Genomic DNA, 20,793 nt, shown 5'->3' with positions numbered 1-20,793 from the left:
CGTTCAGCTTCGTTTCCAAAGGCTGCCCAAGCCCATGAGTGCGGTGGCCAATGCCACACAAGCGCCGCTGGGGGCATCCCACGTCCACGACACGGCCAGGCCCAGCAAACACGCACCGACCGCGAGTGCGATGGTTGCCACCAGGCTGTGGCCTTTGAAGGTCAAGAGTGCGGGGGCAATCAGCAGTGCGAACACCAGGTAAAGGCCCAACAGGGGCACCGCTGCGCTGAGCACTACCGCAAACAGCGGGTAGAACAAGGCGTTGCGGGCCAGCGTCTTCGGCCACCGCAGTGACAGCAGCCACACCGGTGCCGCACAGACCCCGAACCAGGCGATGGTGCTCCAGGGCGCCCACAACACGTCGGCCGACAACAATTGGTCCAGCCGCTCGCGCCCGTGGGGCTCCCAGGAGGCGCCCCACAAGGCCAGGTTGGCACCGGCCACGTAGAGCAGGCCAATGAGGGCTTCGCGCTGCGCGGGCCAGCGCTGGACGACCCAGGCCACCAGACCCGCCAGCAGCAGTGCCGCCAGCGAAGCGCTGGCCTGCACCTTCCACACGGCCGGGTGGTCCCACCACAGGGCGCTGAGCAGGGCGCCGCAGGCCGCGCCCTGTGCCAGCGCGAGATCGACAAACACCACCCCCCGTTGCAGCACCTCGCGCCCCAGCGGCACCAGCGTGACAGCGGCCAGCACCAGCGCGCACACGGGCGCGAGCAACCAAGCCAGCTCGCTCATCGTGTGCCACCGTTGGCGTTCAACAGCTGTTTGAACAGGTCGTCAAACAGGCGCACCAGGCCTTGGGGGTCCTGTGCGTCGTCCACCGTGGTGGGCAGCGCGATGGCCATGGTTTCGTTGCCCAGTTGTGCGGCCAGCCAGCGTGCGCTGCGGGCGTCCTGGTAGCGGGTGGCGACGACCGCCATGGGCCGTTCGCGCTGCGCCAGCTTGAGCACCGCATTCAGGTGGCCAGGCGTGGGAGGCAGGCCGGGCTTGGGCTCCAGATCGGCGCTCTGGACCATCCCCAGCCAGCGCCAGAGGTAGGCAAAGCTGCTGTGTTGTGCGATCACGCGCTGGCCCCGCAAGGGGCTGGTTTGTGCCCGCCAACGTTGCACATGGGCCAACCAGTCGCGCTCAAACGCCTGTGCACGCTGGTGGTAGGCGCGGGCCCCTGTGGGGTCCACTTGGGCAAGTGTTTCGGCCAAACCGCGCGCGACCTCCAGCACCCGGTCAGGGTCCACTTGGAAGTGTGGGTTGCCAGCGGCATGCACGTCACCGTCGAACGGGCCGCCCGGCGCGCGTGCGTCGATCAGGGCCACGTGGTCGGATGCGAAGAACATGCCCCCTGCGCGGTCCAGCACCATGGGGTTGCCTGCGCGTTGTTGCAGCACGGGCAACCAGCCGGCTTCCAGTTCGGCACCTGTGCACACCGCCAGGTCGGCACGGCGCAGAGCGGCGATCAGGCTGGGGCGTGCTTCGATGTGGTGCGGGTCCTGGCGTTGGTGGGTGGCGCTGACGACCTGCGCCTGTGGGGCCAGTGCCTTGACGAGTGAGGCCCACTCCGGCTCGCAGGCAAACACGTTGAGGGCGTGCGCCGAGCCGGCGCAGGCCAGCCAGGCGCAGGTGATCAGCCAGCGTGTGAGGTGCCGTGCTTCAGAAACTGTGCGCGGCATGGGCACCCCAGTTCAGGACGTACTGCAACTGCACCGAGTGGCCCTTGGTGGCAAGGCCGTCGCTGCCGGTTTGTTTGGCCACTTGCAGGCGCACGGTTTGCATGTGCCCAGGTTTGTAGGCCAGCATCAGGCTGGTCTGGCGCAGGCGCGCGCTGTGAAAGTGGTCGCCGTGGGGCTCGGCCACGCGCAAACGTTCCAGCCGGGTGCCGACCTCCCAGGTGTGCGAGAAGCGCCAGACCACCGCGAGGTGGTCGGCCACGTGGCGATCGGCTGCGGTCGCAAGGTGGTTGGGTTTGTGCACCACCGCACGTTCATAGCCCACACGCAACTGGCGCTGGCTGTTGTTGCCGTCGGGTGCCCACTTCCAGGTGACTTCCCACACCTGCATGCGTTTGCCGCTGTAGAGCGCACCGTGACCGTGATCGTGTTCGTCACCATGGTCATCGCCGTGCTCGTCTTCGTGCCCATGCTCGGCCGCTTCCTGTTGTCGGCGGTTTTGAACCAGCGCAAAGCCGGCCTGCCAACTGTGTGAGGCACCGATGTCGTCACCCAGCCGCGCGGACAGCACCGACACCCCTGGGCTGGACGCAGGTTCTGCGTGTTCAACGAGCCGTTTGCCACGGAAGACCTCGGCCCCCAGGCGCAGGTACATGGGTGTGGGAGCGGTCCAGTTCAGGCGCAGGCCATCGTCGTTCCAGTGCCCGCCCAAAAACGCGCGGTACATCAGCGGCCGCTCCACAAAGTCGTCGGCGTGTGGGTGCTGTTCGTTGAGGTAACCCAGCTGCGACGCAAACCGACCGGCGCGTGCTTGCAGGCCCCACGGCAGGCTGCGGGTTTGCAACCAGGCCTCTTCAAGCTCGGCCTCGGTGTTGCCCTCGTGGGTGTGCACGGCGGCGGTGAGCTGGGCCGACAGCGCCTTGCCAACGGGGCCCGATGCCGACACGTCGCTGTGCCCCAGCGCGAGCCCTTGGTTGCGTTGTGCCAGCCCCAAGGCGCGGGAGCTTGCGGTGACGTCCAGCACCGCGCCCCATTGCCAGTGGTCGGTTTGGGCGTGTGCGGCGGGAACCGCCAGGGCCACAACGGCGAGGCGGGTGAATGGCTTGAGCATGCGTGTTTTCCTGCGGTTCAAAAAATGTGATGTTACAACATCACATTCTGAGGGCGGAAAAAAACCACTACACCCCGCCGTTGTGGCTCACACGTCCCAGATGCGAGGGCGTTGGGGGGCGATGCTCCACACGGTGGGGCGCAGTGCGCTCCACACCTGCTGCAGCAGGTCCATGACCGGCTCCACCACGGGCCCAAGCACGCGCAGCACCACCATCTGGGGGTTGGGGCTGGTTGCGCCGGCACGGGCGCTGAGCGGGTGGTGGGCACAGACGCTGCGCACCGTGTCTAGCACAAGCTCGGTGCGGTCACGCCCGAGCGCCGTGCCCGAGGCGAACACCAGCGTGCCCATACAACGTTGCCCGTCCAAGCCCAGGGGGGCGTCAAGCAAGCGTGTGTCGTCGGCGCGGATGTGGGCCTGCTCCAGCCAGAGGTCGGGCACCGAGAGTCGCTGCGTGAAGGCACCTGCCTCGAACGGTTTGCCCGCCGTGGGTTGGCCCAGGGCCAGCACGTCCCACAAGAGGGCTTCGGCGGTGGGGGCCAGTTGCAGGCTCAGGGTGTTGTGGGCCAAACAGCCGCTGTAGGCCAGGGTTTCCAGCGGCAGCCATTCCAATCGGGCGCCGTCTTGTACTCGCAGCGTGATCTGTTGTTTGGCAGCTTCACCACCGCTGCGATAGAAACGCGTGGCGCCCGGCGTGCCTATCCACGCATGGGCCCCGTGCCCGACGTTGACGGCGATGTCCACCACGTCGCCGTTGGCCAGGCCACCGGGAGGGTGCACCACCACGTTGTGGCAGATGGTTTTGCCTTCGGGGTGGAGGCTTTGAAAGACGCGCAACGGGCCTTCGTGGCGGTGGTGCAGCACGGTGGTGTCGTGCTTGAGTGTGTAGTCGAGTTCGAGTCGGGCGTGCCAGGGCATGGGTTTGAGTTTAGGTGCGTTTCGCTCGACTGTTTGTGGTGGGACGGCGGGCCTGGGTGACTGGCTTCGCTCGTGTCCCCCAGCGGCTTCGCCGCTTCCTCCTTTACCTCGCTGCGCCAGTCACCCAGGCCCGCCGCCTGCAAACACAGTGGCGCGCCAATGGTTGCATGCACGGGGGGAGGCGGTGCGGGTTGTGAGGCTGGCTTGCATAGCGAGGTAAAGGAGGAGCCGGCGCAGCCGGCGGGGGACACGAGCGGCGCAGGCCGGGCTCACAGCCCGCACTTCAGCAGACGGATCACAGCTTCCAAAACCCCACATGCACCTCGCTCGCCTCATCCACCAACGCCGGACCAATACATTCAATCGGGTGCGGTGAGGCCGCGAACACATCGCGGCACGACAGTTCGGCGTCACGCTGCTCGGCGCGCTCACCCCGGAAAACGCGCAGCCGCACGGCATCGATGCCATAGACCACCCGGCCAATGTTGGACCAGAAGATCGCCCCCGCACACATCACGCAGGGCTCGGCCGACGAATACAGTGTGGCACGCGCCAGCGTGGCGCGATCCACCTTCGGGCTGAGCTGGCGCACCACATTGGTTTCGGCGTGCCCGGTGCAGTCGCCCGTCTCAGACGTGTTGCACCAGGCTTCGCCCAGCACCTCACCGGTGTCGGCTACCACCACGGCACCGAAGGGGCGATTGCCCCGCTCGCGGCCGGTGCGCGACCAGGCAATCGCCTGGCGCAGGTAGCGGCCGTCGCGTTCGCTCAGCGTTTGTTCTGTGGGCAGCACCATGGCTCAGGCTTTCAGTGTGCGGTCGGCTATCGAAGGCAACACGGTGCGGTTGAAAACGCCTTCGGCGCTGGGGCGGTTCTTGAGACCAAATACCTCGCTCACCTGATCGACCTGTTGCTCCAGCAGGTACTTGCGCACGTCGCCCAGCCCGTGGCTGCGGGTGTCGGCGGCGGCCACGTACTGGGCCGTCAGGCGCCAGCGTTCCAGTTCGATTTTTTCGTCCAGGATGGGCTCGCGCTGTTTGATGGCAGCCATCGCCGGCTGCGGGTTGGCCAGCGTTTCCTGCAGGGCGCGGTTGGTGGCGCGCAGGAAGGCGGCCACCAAACCCGGGTTTTGCGTGACCATGGCGTTGCTGGCCAGGATGGCGTTGCCGTAGAGGTTCACCCCGGCGTCCGTGTATTTGAGGATGGACAGCTCCTCGGTTTTCATGCGCGCGAACAGCGACACGGCCGAGTCGTGGAAGTAGGTGGCTGCGTCCACATCGCCGCGCACCATCACGTTGTCGCGGGCGCTGAAGTCGGTGGTGCTCCAGGCGAAGTGGTCGTCGGGCATGCGCAGCTTGCGTGCCACCATGGGCCAGGCGCGGCGTGTGGCTTCGACGGCGGCGGCTGCCACGCGTTTGCCCTTGAGGCTGGCGAAATCGCTGGTGATGCCCCGGTCCTTGCGGCCGATGATCACAAACGGTGCGCGGTTGTAGTACTGGTAGACCGCCTGCACCAAAGGTGTGCCGGTGTTCTGTGCATGGAACTCGATCAGCGAGCTGATGTCGCCCAGACCCATGTGGTACACGCCGCTGGCGATGCGGGTGATGGAGGCCACCGAGCCCGCGCCCACGTCGATGCTGACTTCCAGGCCTTCCTCTCGGTAGTAGCCTTTTTGCTGGGCCAGAAAGAAGGGCGCGGTCTGGCCGGTGACGCGGAAATCCAGCGTGAATTTGAGCGGCGTGAGTTTGGGCGTGGACTGTGCCCAGACGGTGGGCGCAGCGACGGAAGAGGTGAGGGCGGCGGCAGATGCGATGAAATGACGGCGGTGCATGTGGGCTCCGTGGGTGCTGTTGAAGGCCCGCGCGCACAACGCAACGCGGGAACTCAAGAGCAATTTCCGGGCGACAGGCACTGCATCAGTGCGCCACGCTGAACGCTTCTACTCTTGCCACGTTCAATGCAACAGCCGTGCCAGGCTGTGTGGGTTTCGTGAGCGGCGGTTGGCCCGCCGTTTGCTACAGTTCTGTTGAGAGTAGAAGCGTTCACCCTCGTCCCCCATCCACAGGGGCTGCGGCCGGAAATTGCTCTTGGTTCATCTGTTTGAAATCCAAGGAGCGTTTCCATGCTGGTCACCCAACAAGCCGTTTTTCGCAAGTACTGGCACGCGGTCATGCCGCTGTCCCATCTGACCGATGGCCCCAAGCCTTTCAAGTTGCTGGGCGAGGACATCGTGCTGTTTCTTGATGCCACCGGTCAGCCCGCCGCGCTGCGTGACCGCTGCTGTCACCGCACCGCCAAGCTCTCCAAGGGCTGGTGTGTGGACGGCGCCGGCAAGGCCTGTGGCCAGGGCCACATCCAGTGTGGCTACCACGGGTGGACCTACGACCGCAGCGGCAGCGTGGTGGTGATTCCGCAGTTCGACGCCGAACGCCGCATCCCGCCCGACTACCGCACCACCGCCTACCACTGCACCGCACGCTACGGCTACGCGTGGGTGGCGCTGGAAGACCCCATTGCCGACATCCCGGCCGTGCCCGAATTTGACGACCCGGCCTTTCGGACCATCTTCCAGTTCCACGAGGTGTGGGCCACCAGCCCGCTGCGCGCGCTCGAAAACTCGTTTGACAACTCGCACTTCAGCTTCGTGCACCGTGCCACCTTTGGTGTGCCCGACGCGCCCAAGCCGAGCAAGTACGAAATCGTCGAAAACGAAGAGGGCTTCTACGCCGAGACCGTGATCGCTGCCGCCAACCCCGAGCGCTTTCGGCGCATCAGCGGTGTCGAAGAGCCGGTGACGACGCGCCACATGCGCAACGCTTACTTCCAACCCTTTTCGCGTCGGCTCGACATCGAATACCCCAGCGGCATACGCCACATCATCATCAACTGCTTCACCCCCATCGATGACGGCCACATCCAGCTCTGCCAGTGGCTGTACCGCAACGACACCGAGGCCGACTGCCCGGCGCAGATGCTGATCGACTTTGACGAGGAGATCACGCGTGAGGACAAGGACATCCTTGAATCGACCGACCCCGACGCGGTGGTGGACCTGCGCCGCCGGGGCGTGGAGTATTCGATGGACTCCGACCGGCCCGGGGTGCTGATCCGCCGCCAACTGATGAGCTTGCTGAGCGGGGCGGGCGAGGCCGAAGTCCACCGCTGAGCGCGCTGGCGCTACCATCGGCGTCACAACAACCCCATGGAGGATATGAAATGACGCCGATGAAACGCAAGCTGGTGAGCGTGTGCTTGATGGTCTGGCTGGCCGGACTCGTGGGCTGCGCGCCCGAAGTGGGCAGCGACAAATGGTGCCAACAGCTCAAGGACAAACCCAAGGGCGACTGGAGCATGAACGAGGCCACCGACTTCGCCCAACACTGCATCCTCAAGTGAGGCGACAGGGCAGGGTGCTCAGCCCTGCCAAAAATCGCGGTGCAACGCCGCGATTTCTTCTTCTACCTCGGGCACCGGGCCGATGACTTCAATGGCCTTCTGCCCGGCCGCGAACACGCTGCGGCAGGGCAGATCCATGGTGGGGTTTTCTTCGTGGCCGCCGGTGAGTTCCAGCAGACGCCGCTCCGTCATGCCATACACCAGGCGGCCGATGTGCGCCCAGTACTGGGTGCCGGCGCACATGGCGCAGGGTTCCACGGTGGTCACCAGGGTACAGCGCCACAGGTACTCGGCAGGGTGGTTCAACACGGCGGTGCGCGCCAGCACCGCTTCGGCGTGGTTGACGGTGTCCACATTGCCTTGCTCGGCCAGCACCGTTTCGCCATCGGGCGCCACCAGGATGGCGCCGAAGGGGTGTTTGCCCATGGCATCGCGGGCGCGGCGCGCCACTTCGTTGGCCCGGCGCAGGTGTCGGATAGCCTGTTCGGGCGTCATGCGTTCTGGCTCCCCCGGTGCGCCCAGGCCGTGGTGTGCTTCTCGACGAAGCTGAACAGCTCGTACATGGCCATGGCCATGGCGCCGACCACCAGCAGACCGCTGAAGGCCAGACCCATTTGCATGGAGCTGCCGGCCGAGATCAGCAGGTAGCCGATGCCTTCGTTGGCGGCCGTCATCTCCGACACGGTGGTGCCCACAAAGGCCAGGGTGATGGCGACTTTGAGCGAGCCGTAGAAGTAGGGCAGTGAGCGCGGAAGCCCCACTTTGATCAGCACGTCCCAGCGCTTGGCGCCCAGCACGCGCAGCACGTCCTCCAGCTCGGGCTCTAGCGTGGCCAGACCGGTGGCGATGTTGACCATGATGGGGAAGAAGCTGATGAGGAAGGCCGTGAGGATGGCCGGGCCCACACCGATGCCGAACCACACCACCAGGATGGGCACGAAGGCGGCCTTGGGCAGCGCGTTGAAGGCAGTCATGAGCGGGTAGACCGCCGCGTACGCCAGGCGTGAGCTGCCGATGAGGAAGCCCAGCAGCACCCCCACCACGATGGCAATGCCAAAACCCACCATGGTCACCCAGAAGGTGCGCCAGGCGTGGCCGGCGATGGTGAGCTTGTGTTCCAGCGTCTGCTCCCAGATGCGGCTGGGGCTGGGAAAGATGAATTCGGACACGCCGAAGCCGCTGCAGATCACCTCCCACACCACCACGATGGCGAGCAGCAGCAGCAGGGGGGACCAGCGTTCGATCTGTTTTCTTTTCATGGGATGGTCTTCACTGGTTGATCACGGCGCCCGACTTGCGCATGGCGCCGATGTGGCCGCGCAGCTCGTGGACGATGTTGGTGAACTCGGGGGTGTAGGTGGTTTCCAGGTCGCGCGGGCGCGGCAGGTCGATCTCGCGGCGCACCACAAAACGGCCCGGGCTTTTGCTCATCACGTACACCGTGTCGGCCAGAAACACCGATTCGCGCAGGTCGTGCGTGACCAGGATGACGTTGAAACGCTGCTCTTGCCACAGGTCGCGCAGGGTGCACCAAAGCTCCTCGCGGGTGAAGGCATCGAGCGCACCGAAGGGCTCGTCGAGCAGCAGCATCTTGGGCTCGTGGATGAGGGCGCGGCAGATGCTGGCGCGCTGCTGCATGCCGCCCGACAGTTCCCAGGGGAACTTGTTTTCCATGCCACCCAGGCCCACGGTGGTCAGCAGCTTCTTGGCGCGGTCCTCAAATTCCTTGCGCCGGTCCTTGAACTGCTGGCGGTAGGGTTCCACGATCTCCAGCGGCAGCAGCACGTTGTCGAGCGTGGTGCGCCAGGGCAGCAGCGATGGCGCCTGGAAGGCCATGCCCGAAATTTTCAGCGGACCATTGACCGGCTGTCCGTCCACATGGATGCGGCCCATGCTGGGTTTTTTCAGGCCGGTGGTCAGTTTCATGAAGGTGGACTTGCCACAGCCCGACGGGCCAACGATGGCAATGAACTCGCCCTGCTGCACCTTCAGGTTGATGTTCTCCACCGCGAAGACGTTTTGGGCCAGCAACTCGTCGTTGTAGGCCAGCCAGACGTCGTCGAAGTGCACAAAGGGGGCTTGGGAATCGGTGCTCATGCGTGTCGCTCGCAAAAAAAGGGCCAGCCTTCGTCAGACGGCTGGCCCTTGGGTCGGATCGGGCTTATTTCTTGGCGGGCGGCAGGATGTTGAGCTCGGCGGCGCTGGGCAGCATGCTGCCGTTCCACACCGCAGCGGGGTCGATGCGGGTTTTGGTGGCAAAGGCGTCAGACACTTGCGAGGCCATCAGCGACATGCGGGCCGGGTTGATCTGGCCAAAACCTTCCTTGCGCGCGTCGGGGCTGGCCACCACCGCGTCGATGGCCATCTGCAGGCGGCGCGTTTCCAGCGGCACGTTGATGATGCCGTCGCGCTGCTTGACGAACTCGATGCTGGCGGCCGGGTTGGCCATGACCTCTTTGGCGCCCTTGGTGAAGGCGCTCAGGAAGGCCTTGATGGCCGCCGGGTTCTCTTTGATCAGCTTGGGGCTGGCGATGATGACGTTGCCGTACAGCTTCACGCCGAAATCGGCGTAGGGCATGATGACCACGTCGTCGGTCTTGGCGCCGCGTGCTTCGAGGTTGAGCAGCGAGGTGAACGAGAAGCCGGTGATGGCGTCGATGTCACCGCGCACCAGCATGGTTTCGCGCAGCGGCGGGTCCATGGCGGTCCAGGCCACGTTGGTGACGTTGTTGGCCTTCTGGAAGATGGGGAAGGCCTTGCGCCCGGCGTCAAACACGGGCGCGCCCAGCTTTTTACCGCTCAAGTCGGCCGGGGTTTTGATGCCCGACTTTTTCAGCGCCAACACCGCCGCCGGCGTGTTGTTGTAGACCATCATCACGGCCACCGGCTTGTTGGGGGCGTCCGGGTTGTTGGCGTGGAATTCCATCAGGGCCGCCATGTCGGCAAAACCCATGTCATAGGTGCCGGACGCCACGCGGGTGACGGTTCCGCCCGAGCCGTTGCCGGAGTCGATGGTCACATCCAGGCCGGCGGCCTTGAAGTAGCCTTTGGCGGCCGGTTGAACGAACAGCGCGGCCGGGCCCTCGAAGCGCCAGTCAAGCTGGAATTTGATGGCGGTGCTCTGGGCGTGGGCCAGGCCGAAGGCGGAAGCCAGGCCCAGGGCCGTGGCGGTCTGGATGAAGAGGCGCTTGTTCATGGTTTCTCCGAAGGGGCGACGCACTGGGCGCCAGGCTTGTTGTGCCTGGGACTAAGCAATAACGGTGCCACGCTGCGGGGATCGCCCGTTTGTGGACACAAAACGTGTATACAAACGTGTGCATCACCCAGCCGCCAGCGTGAGCTGGCGGGATTGTTGCATCAATGTGAAGCACGCCGCACAGGGTTTGCCCTGTTTTGGTGCCCTCTGGCCGGGTGACGGCTTCAGCGGGTGCCGGCTTTGGCGGCCACGGCCAGCGCCGTCATGTTGAGCACGCGGCGCACGGTGGCCGCTGGCGTGAGGATGTAGGCCGTGGCTGCGGCGCCCATGAGCACAGGGCCCACCGTCACGCCACCGCTGGTCGTGGTTTTCATCACGTTGTAGAGGATGTTGGCTGCGTCCAGGTTGGGGCAGATCAACAGGTTGGCCGAACCGCTGAGCGTGTTGTCCTCACCCAGGTAAGCGCTGCGGATTTCGGGCTGCAGCGCGGCATCGCCGTGCAGTTCGCCATCGCATTCGATGTCGGGGTGTTGGGCCACGAACAGGTCGCGCGCCAGGCGCATTTTTTTGGCCGATGCGCGCTTGGACGAGCCGTAGCTGGAGTGCGACAGGAAGGCCACCTTGGGTGGGATGCCAAAACGCATCACCTGCTGTGCCGACATCCAGGCGATCTCGGCCAGTTGTTCGGCGCTGGGGTCTTCGTTGACGTAGGTGTCGGCAATGAAGATGGGACCCCGGTCGGTCATCAGCGCATTCACCGCAGCGTAGTTGCCCACACCTTGTTGTTTGCCAATGATGCTGTCGATGCGTTCCAGGTGCGTCATGTAGCTGCCCACCAGGCCACAGATCAGCGCATCCGCATCGCCCAGCGACACCATCAGCGAGCCGATGATGGTGTTGGAGCGGCGCACGGCGGCCTTGGACACCTCGGGCGTGGCGCCATTGCGGCCCATGAGCTTGTGGTAGTGCTCCCAGTACTGGCGGAAACGCGGGTCGTCCTCGGGGTTGACGTTCTCCACGTCCACCCCCAGGCGCATGCGCAGGCCGGCCTTTTCAATGCGGGCGGCAATCACCGCCGGGCGGCCGATCAGGATGGGGCGGGCCAGGTGTTCGTCGATGGCCATTTGGGCGGCACGCAGCGCGCGTTCGTCTTCACCGTCGGCGTAGGCCACCCGCTTGGCGTTGTCGGCCACGGCCTTGGCGGCGTTGAAGATGGGCCGCATCAGGATGCCGGTCTGGTACACAAAACGCGACAGGGTCTCCTTGTAGGCCTCCATGTCGGTGATGGGGCGGGTGGCCACGCCCGAATCGGCGGCAGCCTGCGCCACGGCCGGCGCGATCTTGAGAATGAGGCGCGAGTCGAAAGGCTTGGGAATCAGGTAGTCGGGGCCAAAGGCCAGCTCCTGGCCCACGTAGGCGGCGGCCACCTCGTCGCTGATCTCGCTCTTGGCCAGGTCGGCGATCTGGCGCACGCAGGCCAGCTTCATTTCTTCGGTGATCTTGGTGGCGCCGCAGTCGAGTGCGCCACGGAAGATGTAGGGGAAACACAGGACGTTGTTGACCTGGTTGGGGTAGTCGCTGCGGCCGGTGGCGATGATGCAATCGGGCCGCGCGGCCTTGGCCAGCTCGGGGCGAATTTCAGGCTCGGGGTTGGCCAGGGCCAGGATGATGGGCTGGGTGCCCATGGTCTTGACCATCTCCACCGTCATCACGCCGGGGGCCGAGCAGCCCAGAAACACGTCGGCGCCTTTGACCGCGTCGGCCAGGGTGCGCGCGCTGGTGACTTGGCAATAGCGTTGCTTGGAGGCATCGAGCTTGCCGGCTTTGGTGTCGTCGCGTTCGGTGTGGATCACGCCCTTGGAGTCGCAGACCAGGATGTTCTCGACCTTGACGCCTAGGCCCACCATCACGTCTAGGCAGGCGATGGCTGCCGCGCCCGCGCCCGACACCGCGACCTTGACCGCGCCAATGTCCTTCTGCACCAGTTCCAGGCCGTTGAGCAGGGCGGCGCTGGAGATGATGGCCGTGCCGTGCTGGTCATCGTGGAAGACCGGGATGTTCATGCGTTCGCGCAGCTTCTTCTCGATGTAGAAGCACTCGGGCGCCTTGATGTCTTCGAGGTTGATGCCGCCCAGCGTGGGCTCCAGCGAGGCAATGATCTCGACCAACTTGTCGGGGTCGCGCTCGGCCAGTTCGATGTCGAACACATCGATGCCGGCGAACTTCTTGAACAGGCAGCCCTTGCCTTCCATCACCGGTTTGGAAGCCAGCGGGCCGATGTCGCCCAGGCCCAGCACGGCGGTGCCGTTGGTGATCACACCCACCAGGTTGCCGCGCGAGGTGTATTCGGAGGCCAGTGTCGGGTCGGCCTCGATGGCCAGGCACGGGTAGGCCACGCCGGGCGAGTAGGCCAGCGACAGGTCGCGCTGGTTGGACAGGGGTTTGGTCGGGGTGACCGCGATCTTGCCCTTGGACGGGCTGCGGTGGTATTCGAGTGCGGCGTCGCGCAGGGCTTGTTCGGCGGGTGTCATGTCGTTTCGATCTGTCAGTTGTGGCAAGGTGCTTGTGCTCACAGGCTCCCAAGGACCGCCGAGGGCCGCCGAGGGCAATGGGGTGAGGCAGGCGGTTTCAGTGTATCCAAGCCAGCACGGTCTGGGCCTCTCTGGAAACCCGCAGACAGCGGTTCATGGATGAGCCAGTGGTCAATTCAGTTTTCACTTCTGGTCACAGGCCTGCGGGCTCGGGCGGGATCGTTAAACTTCTCACATGGGTTTGCCGTTGTTTTACCGCCGTTTCAGTGCCTGGCTGGCTTTGCTGGCCATGGTGGTGGGCGTTTTCACGCCTGCCGTGACACAGGCGGTGGTGGCGGGCAGCGAACGCGCCAACTGGGTGCAAATCTGCTCGGCCAGCGGCATGGCCTGGGTGCAACTTGATGACCGCTCAGACGGCACACCGCCCAGCAGCGGTGCGTCGGGCGGCTGCGCCTGGTGCAGCACCCATGTGGCAGGTGGTGTGCCAACCACTTCGCGGTGGTGGGCGCATCCCTTGCCCACGGCCCATGGCCCCTCAGCGGTGGCCACGTCGGCGCCTTTGCAGCGCGCCTGGACGCCCTTGCAAAGCCGTGCCCCGCCCGCCTTCTTGTGACGCTCTTCCTTGTTTTTTTACGGTGTGCCTGCCGGGCCGCCGATGTTTGATTTTTTCCGGAGTTTTGTATGCACAAGAAGCAGTGGCTGGTGGCGGGCTTGGTCGCCTTGAACGTGGGTGTGGTGGGCAGCGTCTGGGCCCAGGCGCAGGTCAAGATTGAGGATCCCTGGGTGCGCGGGACCGTGGCCCAACAAAAGGCGTCGGGTGCGTTCATGCGGTTGACTGCCCCGCAGGACATGCGACTGGTGTCGGCCAGCTCGCCTGTGGCGGGTGTGGTTGAAGTCCACGAGATGGCGATGGAGAAAGACGTCATGCGCATGCGGGCTGTGCCGTCATTGGATCTGGCCGCAGGCAAGACCACCGAACTCAAGCCGGGTGGCTACCACGTGATGCTGATGGACTTGAAGCAGCCGCTCAAGGCGGGCGAGTCGATTCCGCTGACGCTGGTGTTTGAAGACGCCGCCAAGGTGCGCAGCAGCCAGACCCTGCAGGCGCCGGTGCGTGCCCTGGGCGCGGCTGCCATGCCTGCCAAGCCCATGGACCACGGCCACCATGGCGGCCACGGTCAGCACAAACCTTGACGGGGCGGTGACCCAGGCTTGAGGTGTCTGCGCGGCAGGGCCTGCCGCAGCAGACGCACGACCGCGCGCCCGTGCCAGCGCCGCACATCGGCGGCCTCGGCGGCGGGCAGTTGCGCGGCCAACATCAGTGCAGCGTCGATCTGCACGTAGAAGAGGCGTGACAGCACGCGCAGGCGTTGCAATGGCCAGTCCGACCCATGGTGCTGCAAGGCCTTCGCCCAGAAATCGACGATGCGGGCCGAATGCGCGTCCTCCAGGGCACGCAGTGGCGGCAGGGTTTCCATGAGGTGGGCCAACTCCTGGTAGGCCCAGCGGCCTTCTGGCATGTGCTCGATGTCGTGGGTGACCGATCGCAGCATGGCCAGCAACGGCATGCCGTTGAGCATGCGCTCAAGGTGGCGGTCGTGGATGGCCTGGATGCCCGCGATCCAGCGTTCCGTCAATTCCACCAGGATGGCTTCCTTGCTGCCGTAGTAGCGGTACAGCGAGGCGATGTCCACCCCGGCCCGCCGGGCAATGTGGTTGGTGGTCAGGGTGCGGCCACCTTCTTCCTCCAAATGTTCGATGGTCGCTCGAAGGATGCGCTCGGTCATTTCGCGTGACCGGGCCTGCCGTGGCTCGCGGCGGTAGAGGTTGACCCCGGTGTCTGCGGTCGAACTGGCACCTTTGTTGGCAGGAGAAGTGGCTGTGGGGCCACGTTGGGGTTGGGTCACAATAAAACAGCAGTATTTACTGGCGATATTAACTGGTGATATTGACCGTCAAGCTGCCAAAACAACCTACGGAGTCAACATGCTGAAACGATATCGGGTGGGGCGCGCCTGGCTGGCCGGCGCCGCTTCGGTGGCTATTCTGGCCGCTTGCCTCGGTGGTGGGGGCGAAACCCCTGCCACCCAGGTTTTCAAGGGCGGCCACGTGGTCACCATGGACGCGCAACGCACGGTGGCGCAGGCGGTGGCGGTGCGCGGCGGCAAAATCATTGCGGTGGGTTCGGACGCCGACATGGCGCGTTACATCGACAGCCAGACCGAGGTGATCGACCTGCAGGGCAAGACCTTGCTGCCGGGCTTCATCGACGCCCACATCCACCCGGTGCTGGGTGCCACCCGTCTGGGCCAGTGCAGCATGGACGGCGAAACGCTGGCGGCAGCCGAGATCGTGACCCGCCTGCAAGCCTGCCTGGCGGCCGATCCTGGCGCTGCCGGCGAATGGTTCGAGGCCGTCAACGTCAACCCGGCGGGTCTGGTGATGACAAGTGCCGACCTCGATCAGGTCAGCACCACGCGGCCGATGTTTGTGGCGGGCATAGACGGCCACACCGCCTGGGCCAATTCGTTGGCCTTGCAAATGGTTGGGGTGATGGCGGCCACGCCCGACCCGGCGGGCGGCGTGATCGTGCGCGACGCCCAAGGCCAGCCCACCGGCGCGCTGGTGGATGCAGCTCAGGGCTTGGTCAGCAGCGCCATCCCTGAAATACCGCTGGCGCAGCATGTGGTGAAAAGCCGGCAGGCGCTGGATTTGGCGCGCTCCAAAGGCCTGACGTCGGTGCAGGACGCTTGGGCGTCGGAGCGTGCCATGGATGTGTACGACGCGCTGGAGAAGGACGGCACGCTCAAGATGCGGGTGCGCGCCAACCTCATGGCCGATGTCGCCGACGACGAAGCCCAGTACGCCCGCTTGAAGGAGCAGCGCGCACGGTTTGCGCAGCACAAGCTGGTCAAGGCCGATGGCGTGAAGGTGTTTTCGGACGGTGTGATCGAGTACCCGACCCAGACTGCCGCCATGCTCACGCCATATCTCGACACCAACGGCCAGCCCACAAACAATTACGGTGGTCGCTATTTCGAGCAGGACGTGATGGAGCGTTATCTGACCCGCCTGGACAAGGAGGGCTTCCGCGTGAACGTGCATTCCATCGGCAACTTCACCACCCGCACCATCCTGGATGCCTTCGAGAAAGTGCGCGTGGCCAATGGCAACCAGGCGATTGCCCACCAGATCTCGCATCTGGAGATCATCCACCCCGACGACATCCCGCGTTTTGCGCCGGCCAACGTGCTGGCCAACCTGCAGATGTTCTGGGCCTTGCCCGACGTTTACACGCTGGATGCGCTCAAGCCCTTCATCGACCCGCAGGCGCACCGCTACATCTACCCTGCAGGGAGCCTGAAAGCGGCCGGTGCCACCATCGTGGGCGGCAGCGACTGGCCGGTGGACTCGATGCCTGGTGAGCCCATGCTCAACACGCCGCTGCGCGCCATCTACATGGGTGTCACCCGCACCAACCCCATCCCCGACGAACACTTCGGCGAGGTGTTGTATGCCGAAGAACGCGTGGACCGCGACACCATGATCGCCGCCTACACCATCCATGGCGCCAAGGCCCTTGGAATGGACAAAGAGGTCGGCTCCATCGAGGTGGGCAAATACGCTGACTTCGTGATCTTCGACGAGGACGTCACGCAGGTGGACATCCACCGGCTGATGTTCGATGTCGAGGTGGCGGCCACGGTGTTGGGGGGTGAGTACGTCTACCAGCGCAGCACCGCAGCGACCGGTGCCAGCCTGCGCAACCGCATGTCACAGCCAGGCAACGGGGGCAAGGACAGCAACAAAGGCTGGCACGTGGTGCGCTCGCACGCGTTCTGCGGGCCGGACCACCACCACGGCGAACAGCTGCACTGACGGAAAAGCGGTTCAGGCAGACTCGGCGGCCACCGTGGCCGCAGGCGCGGGCGGCGAGCTGGGCCCCGCGCCACGCGCAAAGGTCACCACATGGTCCACCTCGGCGCGTATGCCAATCCATTCGCCCACCGCGTGGTTGTGGTGCGAGGGCACGTGGGTCATCACCGTCTCGCCGCTGGACAGGCGCAGGGTGTACAAAAACTCCGAGCCGCGAAAGGCCTTGCGCACGATTTGCGCCTTCACCGGCGCGTCGTCGTCGTGCACGATGTCGTCGGCGCGCAGCAGCACATCACACAGCCCGGCTTCGTAGGCGCTGGGCAGCGGGCATTCGTCCACATCCAGCAGCGGGCCCATGGGTGTGTCCACCACCACGTCGTCGCCCAGCTGGCTGATGCGGGCCGGTGCAAACACGCCGTGGCCGATGAACTCGGCCACAAAACGCGTGGCGGGGCGGTGGTACAGCGCGTAGGCGTCGTCCCACTGGTGCAGGTGGCCCTGGTGCATGACACCGATCACGTCGCCAATGGCAAAGGCCTCCAGCTGGTCGTGGGTGACGAACAAGGCCGTGGCGCCGGCCGCCTTGAGGATGCCACGCACTTCGTGGGCCAGGCGCTCGCGCAGGTCGACGTCGAGGTTGGAAAAAGGCTCGTCCAGCAACAGCAGGCGCGGCTGCGGGGCCAGCGCGCGTGCCAGCGCCACACGCTGCTGCTGGCCGCCCGACAGTTCGTGTGGATAACGTTCCTGCAGGCCGTCCAAGCCCACCAGCGTCAGCACCTCGGCGACGCGGCCGCGGCGTTCTGCCGGATTCAGGTGTTGCAGGCCAAAGGCCACGTTGCGGCCCACATTGAGGTGCGGGAACAGGGCGTAGTCCTGGAACACCATGCCAATGCGGCGCTTTTCAGCAGGCACATGTTCACCCGCTGCACTAACCACCTCGCCACCCAGTCGGATGTGTCCACTGGTGGCACGCTCCAGCCCGGCCACCGCACGCAGCAAGGTGGTCTTGCCACAGCCCGAGGGCCCAATCAGCACCCCAATGTCACCGGCACTCAGGCCCAGGGTCACGCCGTCCACCGCCGCCTGGGCAGCGCCGGGGTAACGAATCTGCAGTTGGGACACCGATAGAAACATAGGCGCATTGTAGATAACTACAATTCTCATTTGCGTTGATGTGGATCATCCTGTCCTGGGGAGCCACGCCCGCACCTTGCACACCCCATATGACCCGCTGGCTCACCTCGGCATTGCTGTTGCTGCTCACCCTGTTCCTGACCTTGCCGGTGCTGGCGCTGGTGGCTTCATGGATGCGCTTTGATGCCGCCGCGCAGGATGTGCTGCTGCAAATGGCGCAAACCGTGTTGCCGGGCTACACCGCCACCACCATTGGCCTGTGCGTGGCCGTGGCCGTGGGGGTGGCGGTGGTGGGCATGGCCACCGCCAGCGCGGTGACGCTGTTCGACTTTCCGGGCCGGCGCGTCGTGGAATGGGCGCTGCTGCTGCCCCTGGCCATGCCGGCCTATGTGGTGGCATACGCCTACACCGACTATCTGCAATTCTCAGGTCCACTGCAAACCGCGCTGCGCGAGAGCTTCGGCTTGCACGGGCGTGTGTTCCCCGAGGTGCGCAGCCTGGGCGGGGCGGTTTGGGTGTTCACCTTCGCGCTCTATCCGTACGTGTACCTGCTGGCGCGCACGGCTTTGTCGGAGCGCGCAGCGCAGCTGATGGAGGCCGCGCGTTTGCTCGGTGCGCCGTTGTCGCGCCGGGTGCGCGAGGTGGCGCTGCCCCTGGCCCGTCCGGCGGTGGCAGCCGGTGTGGCGCTGGCGCTCATGGAAACCCTGGCCGACTACGGCGTGGTTAGCTACTTCGGCATCCAGACCTTCACCGCTGGTATCTACAAGGCCTGGTTGTCCATGGACATGCCCTTGGCCGCTGCCCAGCTGGCCACACTGCTGTTGCTGCTCGTGGCCTTGCTGATGTGGCTGGAGCACCGCGCCCAGCGGCGCTTGCGGTTTGCGGTGCAACGCGGCGGCCGTGCTGGCGGCGACGAAGCGCAACCTGTGCAACTGCGTGGCGCGCGCGTGGCCTTGGCTTGGGCGGTGTGTGGCCTGCCGGTGCTGGCCGGTTTTGTGCTGCCAGTGCTGTTCATGCTGCGCCCGCTGCTGGGCGGCTGGGACGAGCTGCCCTGGGCCGCCTTTGTGGGTTGGGCTTTCAACAGCGTGCGCCTCGCTGGCCTCAGTGCCACGTTGGCGGTGGGCCTGGCGCTGGTGCTCGCTTTTGCCGTGCGCGTGTGGCCCGACACCTTTACCCGTGGTGTGGTGCAACTCACCAGCCTGGGCTACGCCGTGCCCGGGGCCGTGGTGGTGGTGGGGCTGCTGTTGCCCGTGGGTTGGCTGCAGCAGGTGGCGCCCCACAGCGGCGTGGGCGCCTGGGTCACGGCCACCGCCTTGGGCATCGTCTGGGCCTACCTGGTGCGGTTTTGTGCGGTGGCCCTTCAATCGGTACAAAGCGGCTACGCCCGCATTCCCGCCAGCCTGGACGATTCTGCCCGCATGCTCGGCACCACCGGCCTGGCGCTGATGTTGCGCGTGCACTGGCCGTTGCTGCGCCGTTCGGTGGCGGCCGCCGCCTTGTTGGTGTTTGTGGACGTGATGAAAGAACTGCCCGCCACCCTGGTGTTGCGCCCCTTCAACAGCGACACCCTCGCCGTGGTGGCTTATCAGCTGGCGCGCGACGAGCGTCTCGGCGAGGCCTCGCTGCCCGCACTCACCCTGGTGTTGGTGGGCCTGTTGCCGGTCATCCTGCTCAGCCGCACCCTGCGCTCGCGTTGAATCACCTCAGTGGGGCAGGCCAGTTCATCAGCTCGGCCAACCGTGAGACCACCCAGCCCGCCTCGTCGGCCGACACCACCGCCGGCTCGGCCCGCAGCCCCAGGCGGCAGCGCGCCAGCACATCCTGTTCGGTGATGCCCAGCGTCACCAGCATGGTGGACGCCGTTTCGGTCAACATCTGCGCCATGTCCTCGCACAGCTCGTAGCGCTGCGCGATCTCGTCGCGCGCCAGCGTCGGCTTGATGCGGCCCGGTGGCACGTACAGCGCAATGAAGGACGGCGGGATCAGGAGTTGGCTGTCCTCGGACATCGGTGGGCGCGGGTTGGGGAGAATGTGGCGCCCCCAGCAGGAATCGAACCTGCATCTAGCGCTTAGGAGGCGCTCGTTCTATCCATTGAACTATGGCGGCGGGGCGCGTGGATTCTAACGGCCCTGGCCGCAGGCCTTGTCCCTGGGCAGAGGGCGGCCTAAAATTGTCAATTATCTTCAGTGCGCCGGCTGTTCCGGCGTGTCGTGGGAGCACACATGACCCCCATCAACACAGTGGCCGGCAGTTACGGTCGGGTGGCGTCGAGCACGGCGACGCCTCAGGAGCGGCCGCCTGCCGCCCAGACGGCGCAGGCTGCGCCGGCGCCCACGCAGCGGCCCTCGACCGTGGTCAACATCAGCCCCGAAGCGCGTGAGCGCGCTGAAACGGCCGAACGTGCGGCGCAAACGCCGCCCACCCCGCAGGCCAATGACGCGTCGTCGCGTGCTCAGTCCGACACGCGGGCGGCCCAAAACCAATACGCCCAGGCCGCTGCCGCTCAAAACGCCAGCGGTCCCCAAGGGCCGTCCAGCTGAGGAGCGCGCCTTGGCCGCCATCTCCAGCGTGGGCGCCTATGTGCCGGTGCAGCGGGTGCAGGCGGAACGCGCCGCAGCGCAGGCCGAGGGGCGCGCGCAGCGTTTGGCGGCCGAGAGCCAGCAGGCACGCGGCCAGGCCGATCGGCTGAACCAGCGGGCCGATCGCTTGCGGGAAGCCTCAGGGCAGGCGCAGAACGAGGCCGCCAGCGCGCGTCGTTCGGGTGACGCGGCGCCTGCGATCTCGCAGGTGGGGCAACCGGTGGCTGCGGCCGTGCCCAGCGGGTTGAGTGCGCCCGCCCCAGCGCCAGTGCGCACCGGTGTGCTCGGGCCGTCAACGGTGGCTGACAGCCTGTCCTCCATCAACCGCTACCTGCAAGTGAGTGGTGCGGCCACGCCCAGCCCGACGTTGAACGTCAGCGCCTGAGG

At 65.7% G+C, this 20,793-nt stretch carries 22 protein-coding genes and 1 tRNA gene; 8 read left to right on the top strand and 15 right to left on the bottom strand.

The features are described 5' to 3' along the window. Positions 1-3: 3 nt before the first annotated feature. The 6 genes from ACFQPB_RS07130 to ACFQPB_RS07105 form a co-directional block, all read right to left on the bottom strand. Positions 4-735, bottom strand: a complete 732-nt coding sequence (locus ACFQPB_RS07130; RefSeq protein ID WP_382221214.1) for a metal ABC transporter permease — start codon at positions 733-735, stop codon at positions 4-6. Next, complete coding sequence (locus tag ACFQPB_RS07125) at positions 732-1,667, bottom strand: metal ABC transporter substrate-binding protein (RefSeq protein WP_382221211.1); 936 nt, start codon at positions 1,665-1,667, stop codon at positions 732-734. Before ACFQPB_RS07125 ends, ACFQPB_RS07130 begins: the two co-directional genes overlap by 4 nt. Next, complete coding sequence (locus ACFQPB_RS07120; protein WP_382221209.1) at positions 1,648-2,775, bottom strand: hypothetical protein; 1,128 nt, start codon at positions 2,773-2,775, stop codon at positions 1,648-1,650. The genes ACFQPB_RS07125 and ACFQPB_RS07120 overlap by 20 nt, the downstream gene beginning before the upstream one ends. Positions 2,776-2,862: 87 nt before the next feature. Then, on the bottom strand, positions 2,863-3,693 hold the full coding sequence (locus tag ACFQPB_RS07115; RefSeq protein WP_382221206.1) for an urease accessory protein UreD: 831 nt from the start codon (positions 3,691-3,693) through the stop codon (positions 2,863-2,865). Between the two features lie 295 nt (positions 3,694-3,988). Further along, positions 3,989-4,489, bottom strand: a complete 501-nt coding sequence (locus ACFQPB_RS07110) for a nucleoside deaminase (RefSeq protein WP_382221204.1) — start codon at positions 4,487-4,489, stop codon at positions 3,989-3,991. Between the two features lie 3 nt (positions 4,490-4,492). Then, on the bottom strand, positions 4,493-5,524 hold the full coding sequence (locus ACFQPB_RS07105; protein ID WP_382221201.1) for an ABC transporter substrate-binding protein: 1,032 nt from the start codon (positions 5,522-5,524) through the stop codon (positions 4,493-4,495). A 291-nt stretch (positions 5,525-5,815) separates the two neighbouring features. Between ACFQPB_RS07105 and ACFQPB_RS07100 the strand changes: the two genes are divergently transcribed. Together ACFQPB_RS07100 and ACFQPB_RS07095 are read left to right on the top strand one after the other, a co-directional pair. Continuing rightward, the gene (locus tag ACFQPB_RS07100) at positions 5,816-6,859 is read left to right on the top strand and encodes an aromatic ring-hydroxylating dioxygenase subunit alpha (protein WP_382221200.1); all 1,044 of its coding nucleotides are present in this window, start codon (positions 5,816-5,818) and stop codon (positions 6,857-6,859) included. Between the two features lie 50 nt (positions 6,860-6,909). Continuing rightward, positions 6,910-7,089, top strand: a complete 180-nt coding sequence (locus ACFQPB_RS07095) for a DUF3012 domain-containing protein (protein WP_382221198.1) — start codon at positions 6,910-6,912, stop codon at positions 7,087-7,089. A gap of 18 nt (positions 7,090-7,107) precedes the next feature. Here the strand turns inward: ACFQPB_RS07095 and ACFQPB_RS07090 are convergent, their stop codons facing one another. The 5 genes from ACFQPB_RS07090 to ACFQPB_RS07070 form a co-directional block, all read right to left on the bottom strand. Beyond that, on the bottom strand, positions 7,108-7,584 hold the full coding sequence (locus tag ACFQPB_RS07090) for a nucleoside deaminase (protein ID WP_382221197.1): 477 nt from the start codon (positions 7,582-7,584) through the stop codon (positions 7,108-7,110). Further along, positions 7,581-8,348: an ABC transporter permease gene (locus ACFQPB_RS07085; RefSeq protein WP_382221194.1), complete on the bottom strand. Its 768-nt coding sequence runs from the start codon at positions 8,346-8,348 to the stop codon at positions 7,581-7,583. Before ACFQPB_RS07085 ends, ACFQPB_RS07090 begins: the two co-directional genes overlap by 4 nt. Before the next feature lie 10 nt (positions 8,349-8,358). Next, positions 8,359-9,186 carry an ABC transporter ATP-binding protein gene (locus ACFQPB_RS07080; RefSeq protein WP_382199061.1) on the bottom strand — a complete coding sequence of 276 codons (828 nt, stop codon included), beginning with the start codon at positions 9,184-9,186 and terminating at the stop codon, positions 8,359-8,361. Between the two features lie 64 nt (positions 9,187-9,250). After that, positions 9,251-10,285, bottom strand: coding sequence for an ABC transporter substrate-binding protein (locus ACFQPB_RS07075; RefSeq protein WP_382221191.1), 1,035 nt, complete (start codon positions 10,283-10,285; stop codon positions 9,251-9,253). A 224-nt stretch (positions 10,286-10,509) separates the two neighbouring features. Next, positions 10,510-12,816 carry an NADP-dependent malic enzyme gene (locus tag ACFQPB_RS07070; RefSeq protein WP_382221188.1) on the bottom strand — a complete coding sequence of 769 codons (2,307 nt, stop codon included), beginning with the start codon at positions 12,814-12,816 and terminating at the stop codon, positions 10,510-10,512. 235 nt (positions 12,817-13,051) lie between these two features. Between ACFQPB_RS07070 and ACFQPB_RS07065 the strand changes: the two genes are divergently transcribed. Then, positions 13,052-13,429 carry a DUF2946 domain-containing protein gene (locus tag ACFQPB_RS07065; RefSeq protein WP_382221185.1) on the top strand — a complete coding sequence of 126 codons (378 nt, stop codon included), beginning with the start codon at positions 13,052-13,054 and terminating at the stop codon, positions 13,427-13,429. 68 nt (positions 13,430-13,497) lie between these two features. Beyond that, positions 13,498-14,010 carry a copper chaperone PCu(A)C gene (locus ACFQPB_RS07060; protein ID WP_382221182.1) on the top strand — a complete coding sequence of 171 codons (513 nt, stop codon included), beginning with the start codon at positions 13,498-13,500 and terminating at the stop codon, positions 14,008-14,010. On the opposite strand, the gene ACFQPB_RS07055 is transcribed toward ACFQPB_RS07060, so the two are convergent. Beyond that, positions 13,995-14,723 carry a TetR/AcrR family transcriptional regulator gene (locus ACFQPB_RS07055; RefSeq protein WP_382221179.1) on the bottom strand — a complete coding sequence of 243 codons (729 nt, stop codon included), beginning with the start codon at positions 14,721-14,723 and terminating at the stop codon, positions 13,995-13,997. The two genes, ACFQPB_RS07060 and ACFQPB_RS07055, sit on opposite strands and share 16 nt — an antisense overlap. Before the next feature lie 79 nt (positions 14,724-14,802). Between ACFQPB_RS07055 and ACFQPB_RS07050 the strand changes: the two genes are divergently transcribed. Continuing rightward, complete coding sequence (locus ACFQPB_RS07050) at positions 14,803-16,695, top strand: amidohydrolase (RefSeq protein WP_382221176.1); 1,893 nt, start codon at positions 14,803-14,805, stop codon at positions 16,693-16,695. 12 nt (positions 16,696-16,707) lie between these two features. On the opposite strand, the gene ACFQPB_RS07045 is transcribed toward ACFQPB_RS07050, so the two are convergent. Then, complete coding sequence (locus ACFQPB_RS07045) at positions 16,708-17,826, bottom strand: ABC transporter ATP-binding protein (RefSeq protein ID WP_382221173.1); 1,119 nt, start codon at positions 17,824-17,826, stop codon at positions 16,708-16,710. A gap of 89 nt (positions 17,827-17,915) precedes the next feature. Here ACFQPB_RS07045 and ACFQPB_RS07040 point away from each other — a divergent pair, with 89 nt between their 5' ends. Further along, entirely contained in the window at positions 17,916-19,523 is a 1,608-nt protein-coding gene (locus ACFQPB_RS07040) for an ABC transporter permease (RefSeq protein WP_382221170.1), read from the top strand. Position 19,524: 1 nt separating this feature from the next. On the opposite strand, the gene ACFQPB_RS07035 is transcribed toward ACFQPB_RS07040, so the two are convergent. Both ACFQPB_RS07035 and ACFQPB_RS07030 read right to left on the bottom strand, forming a co-directional pair. Then, positions 19,525-19,833, bottom strand: coding sequence for an ATPase with chaperone activity (locus tag ACFQPB_RS07035; protein WP_382199052.1), 309 nt, complete (start codon positions 19,831-19,833; stop codon positions 19,525-19,527). Positions 19,834-19,858: 25 nt separating this feature from the next. Next, positions 19,859-19,933, bottom strand: a tRNA-Arg gene (locus tag ACFQPB_RS07030). Between the two features lie 116 nt (positions 19,934-20,049). Between ACFQPB_RS07030 and ACFQPB_RS07025 the strand changes: the two genes are divergently transcribed. Beyond that, the gene (locus ACFQPB_RS07025) at positions 20,050-20,367 is read left to right on the top strand and encodes a hypothetical protein (RefSeq protein WP_382203040.1); all 318 of its coding nucleotides are present in this window, start codon (positions 20,050-20,052) and stop codon (positions 20,365-20,367) included. A gap of 10 nt (positions 20,368-20,377) precedes the next feature. After that, complete coding sequence (locus tag ACFQPB_RS07020) at positions 20,378-20,791, top strand: hypothetical protein (RefSeq protein WP_382221167.1); 414 nt, start codon at positions 20,378-20,380, stop codon at positions 20,789-20,791. Positions 20,792-20,793 lie beyond the last annotated feature (2 nt).

This window comes from Hydrogenophaga atypica (assembly GCF_042665215.1).
In the GTDB taxonomy this organism is placed as follows: Bacteria; Pseudomonadota; Gammaproteobacteria; order Burkholderiales; family Burkholderiaceae_C; genus Hydrogenophaga; species Hydrogenophaga defluvii_A.
The sequence above is the reverse complement of the archived record's forward strand: the minus strand, read 5'-3'. Positions and strand labels throughout refer to the sequence as shown.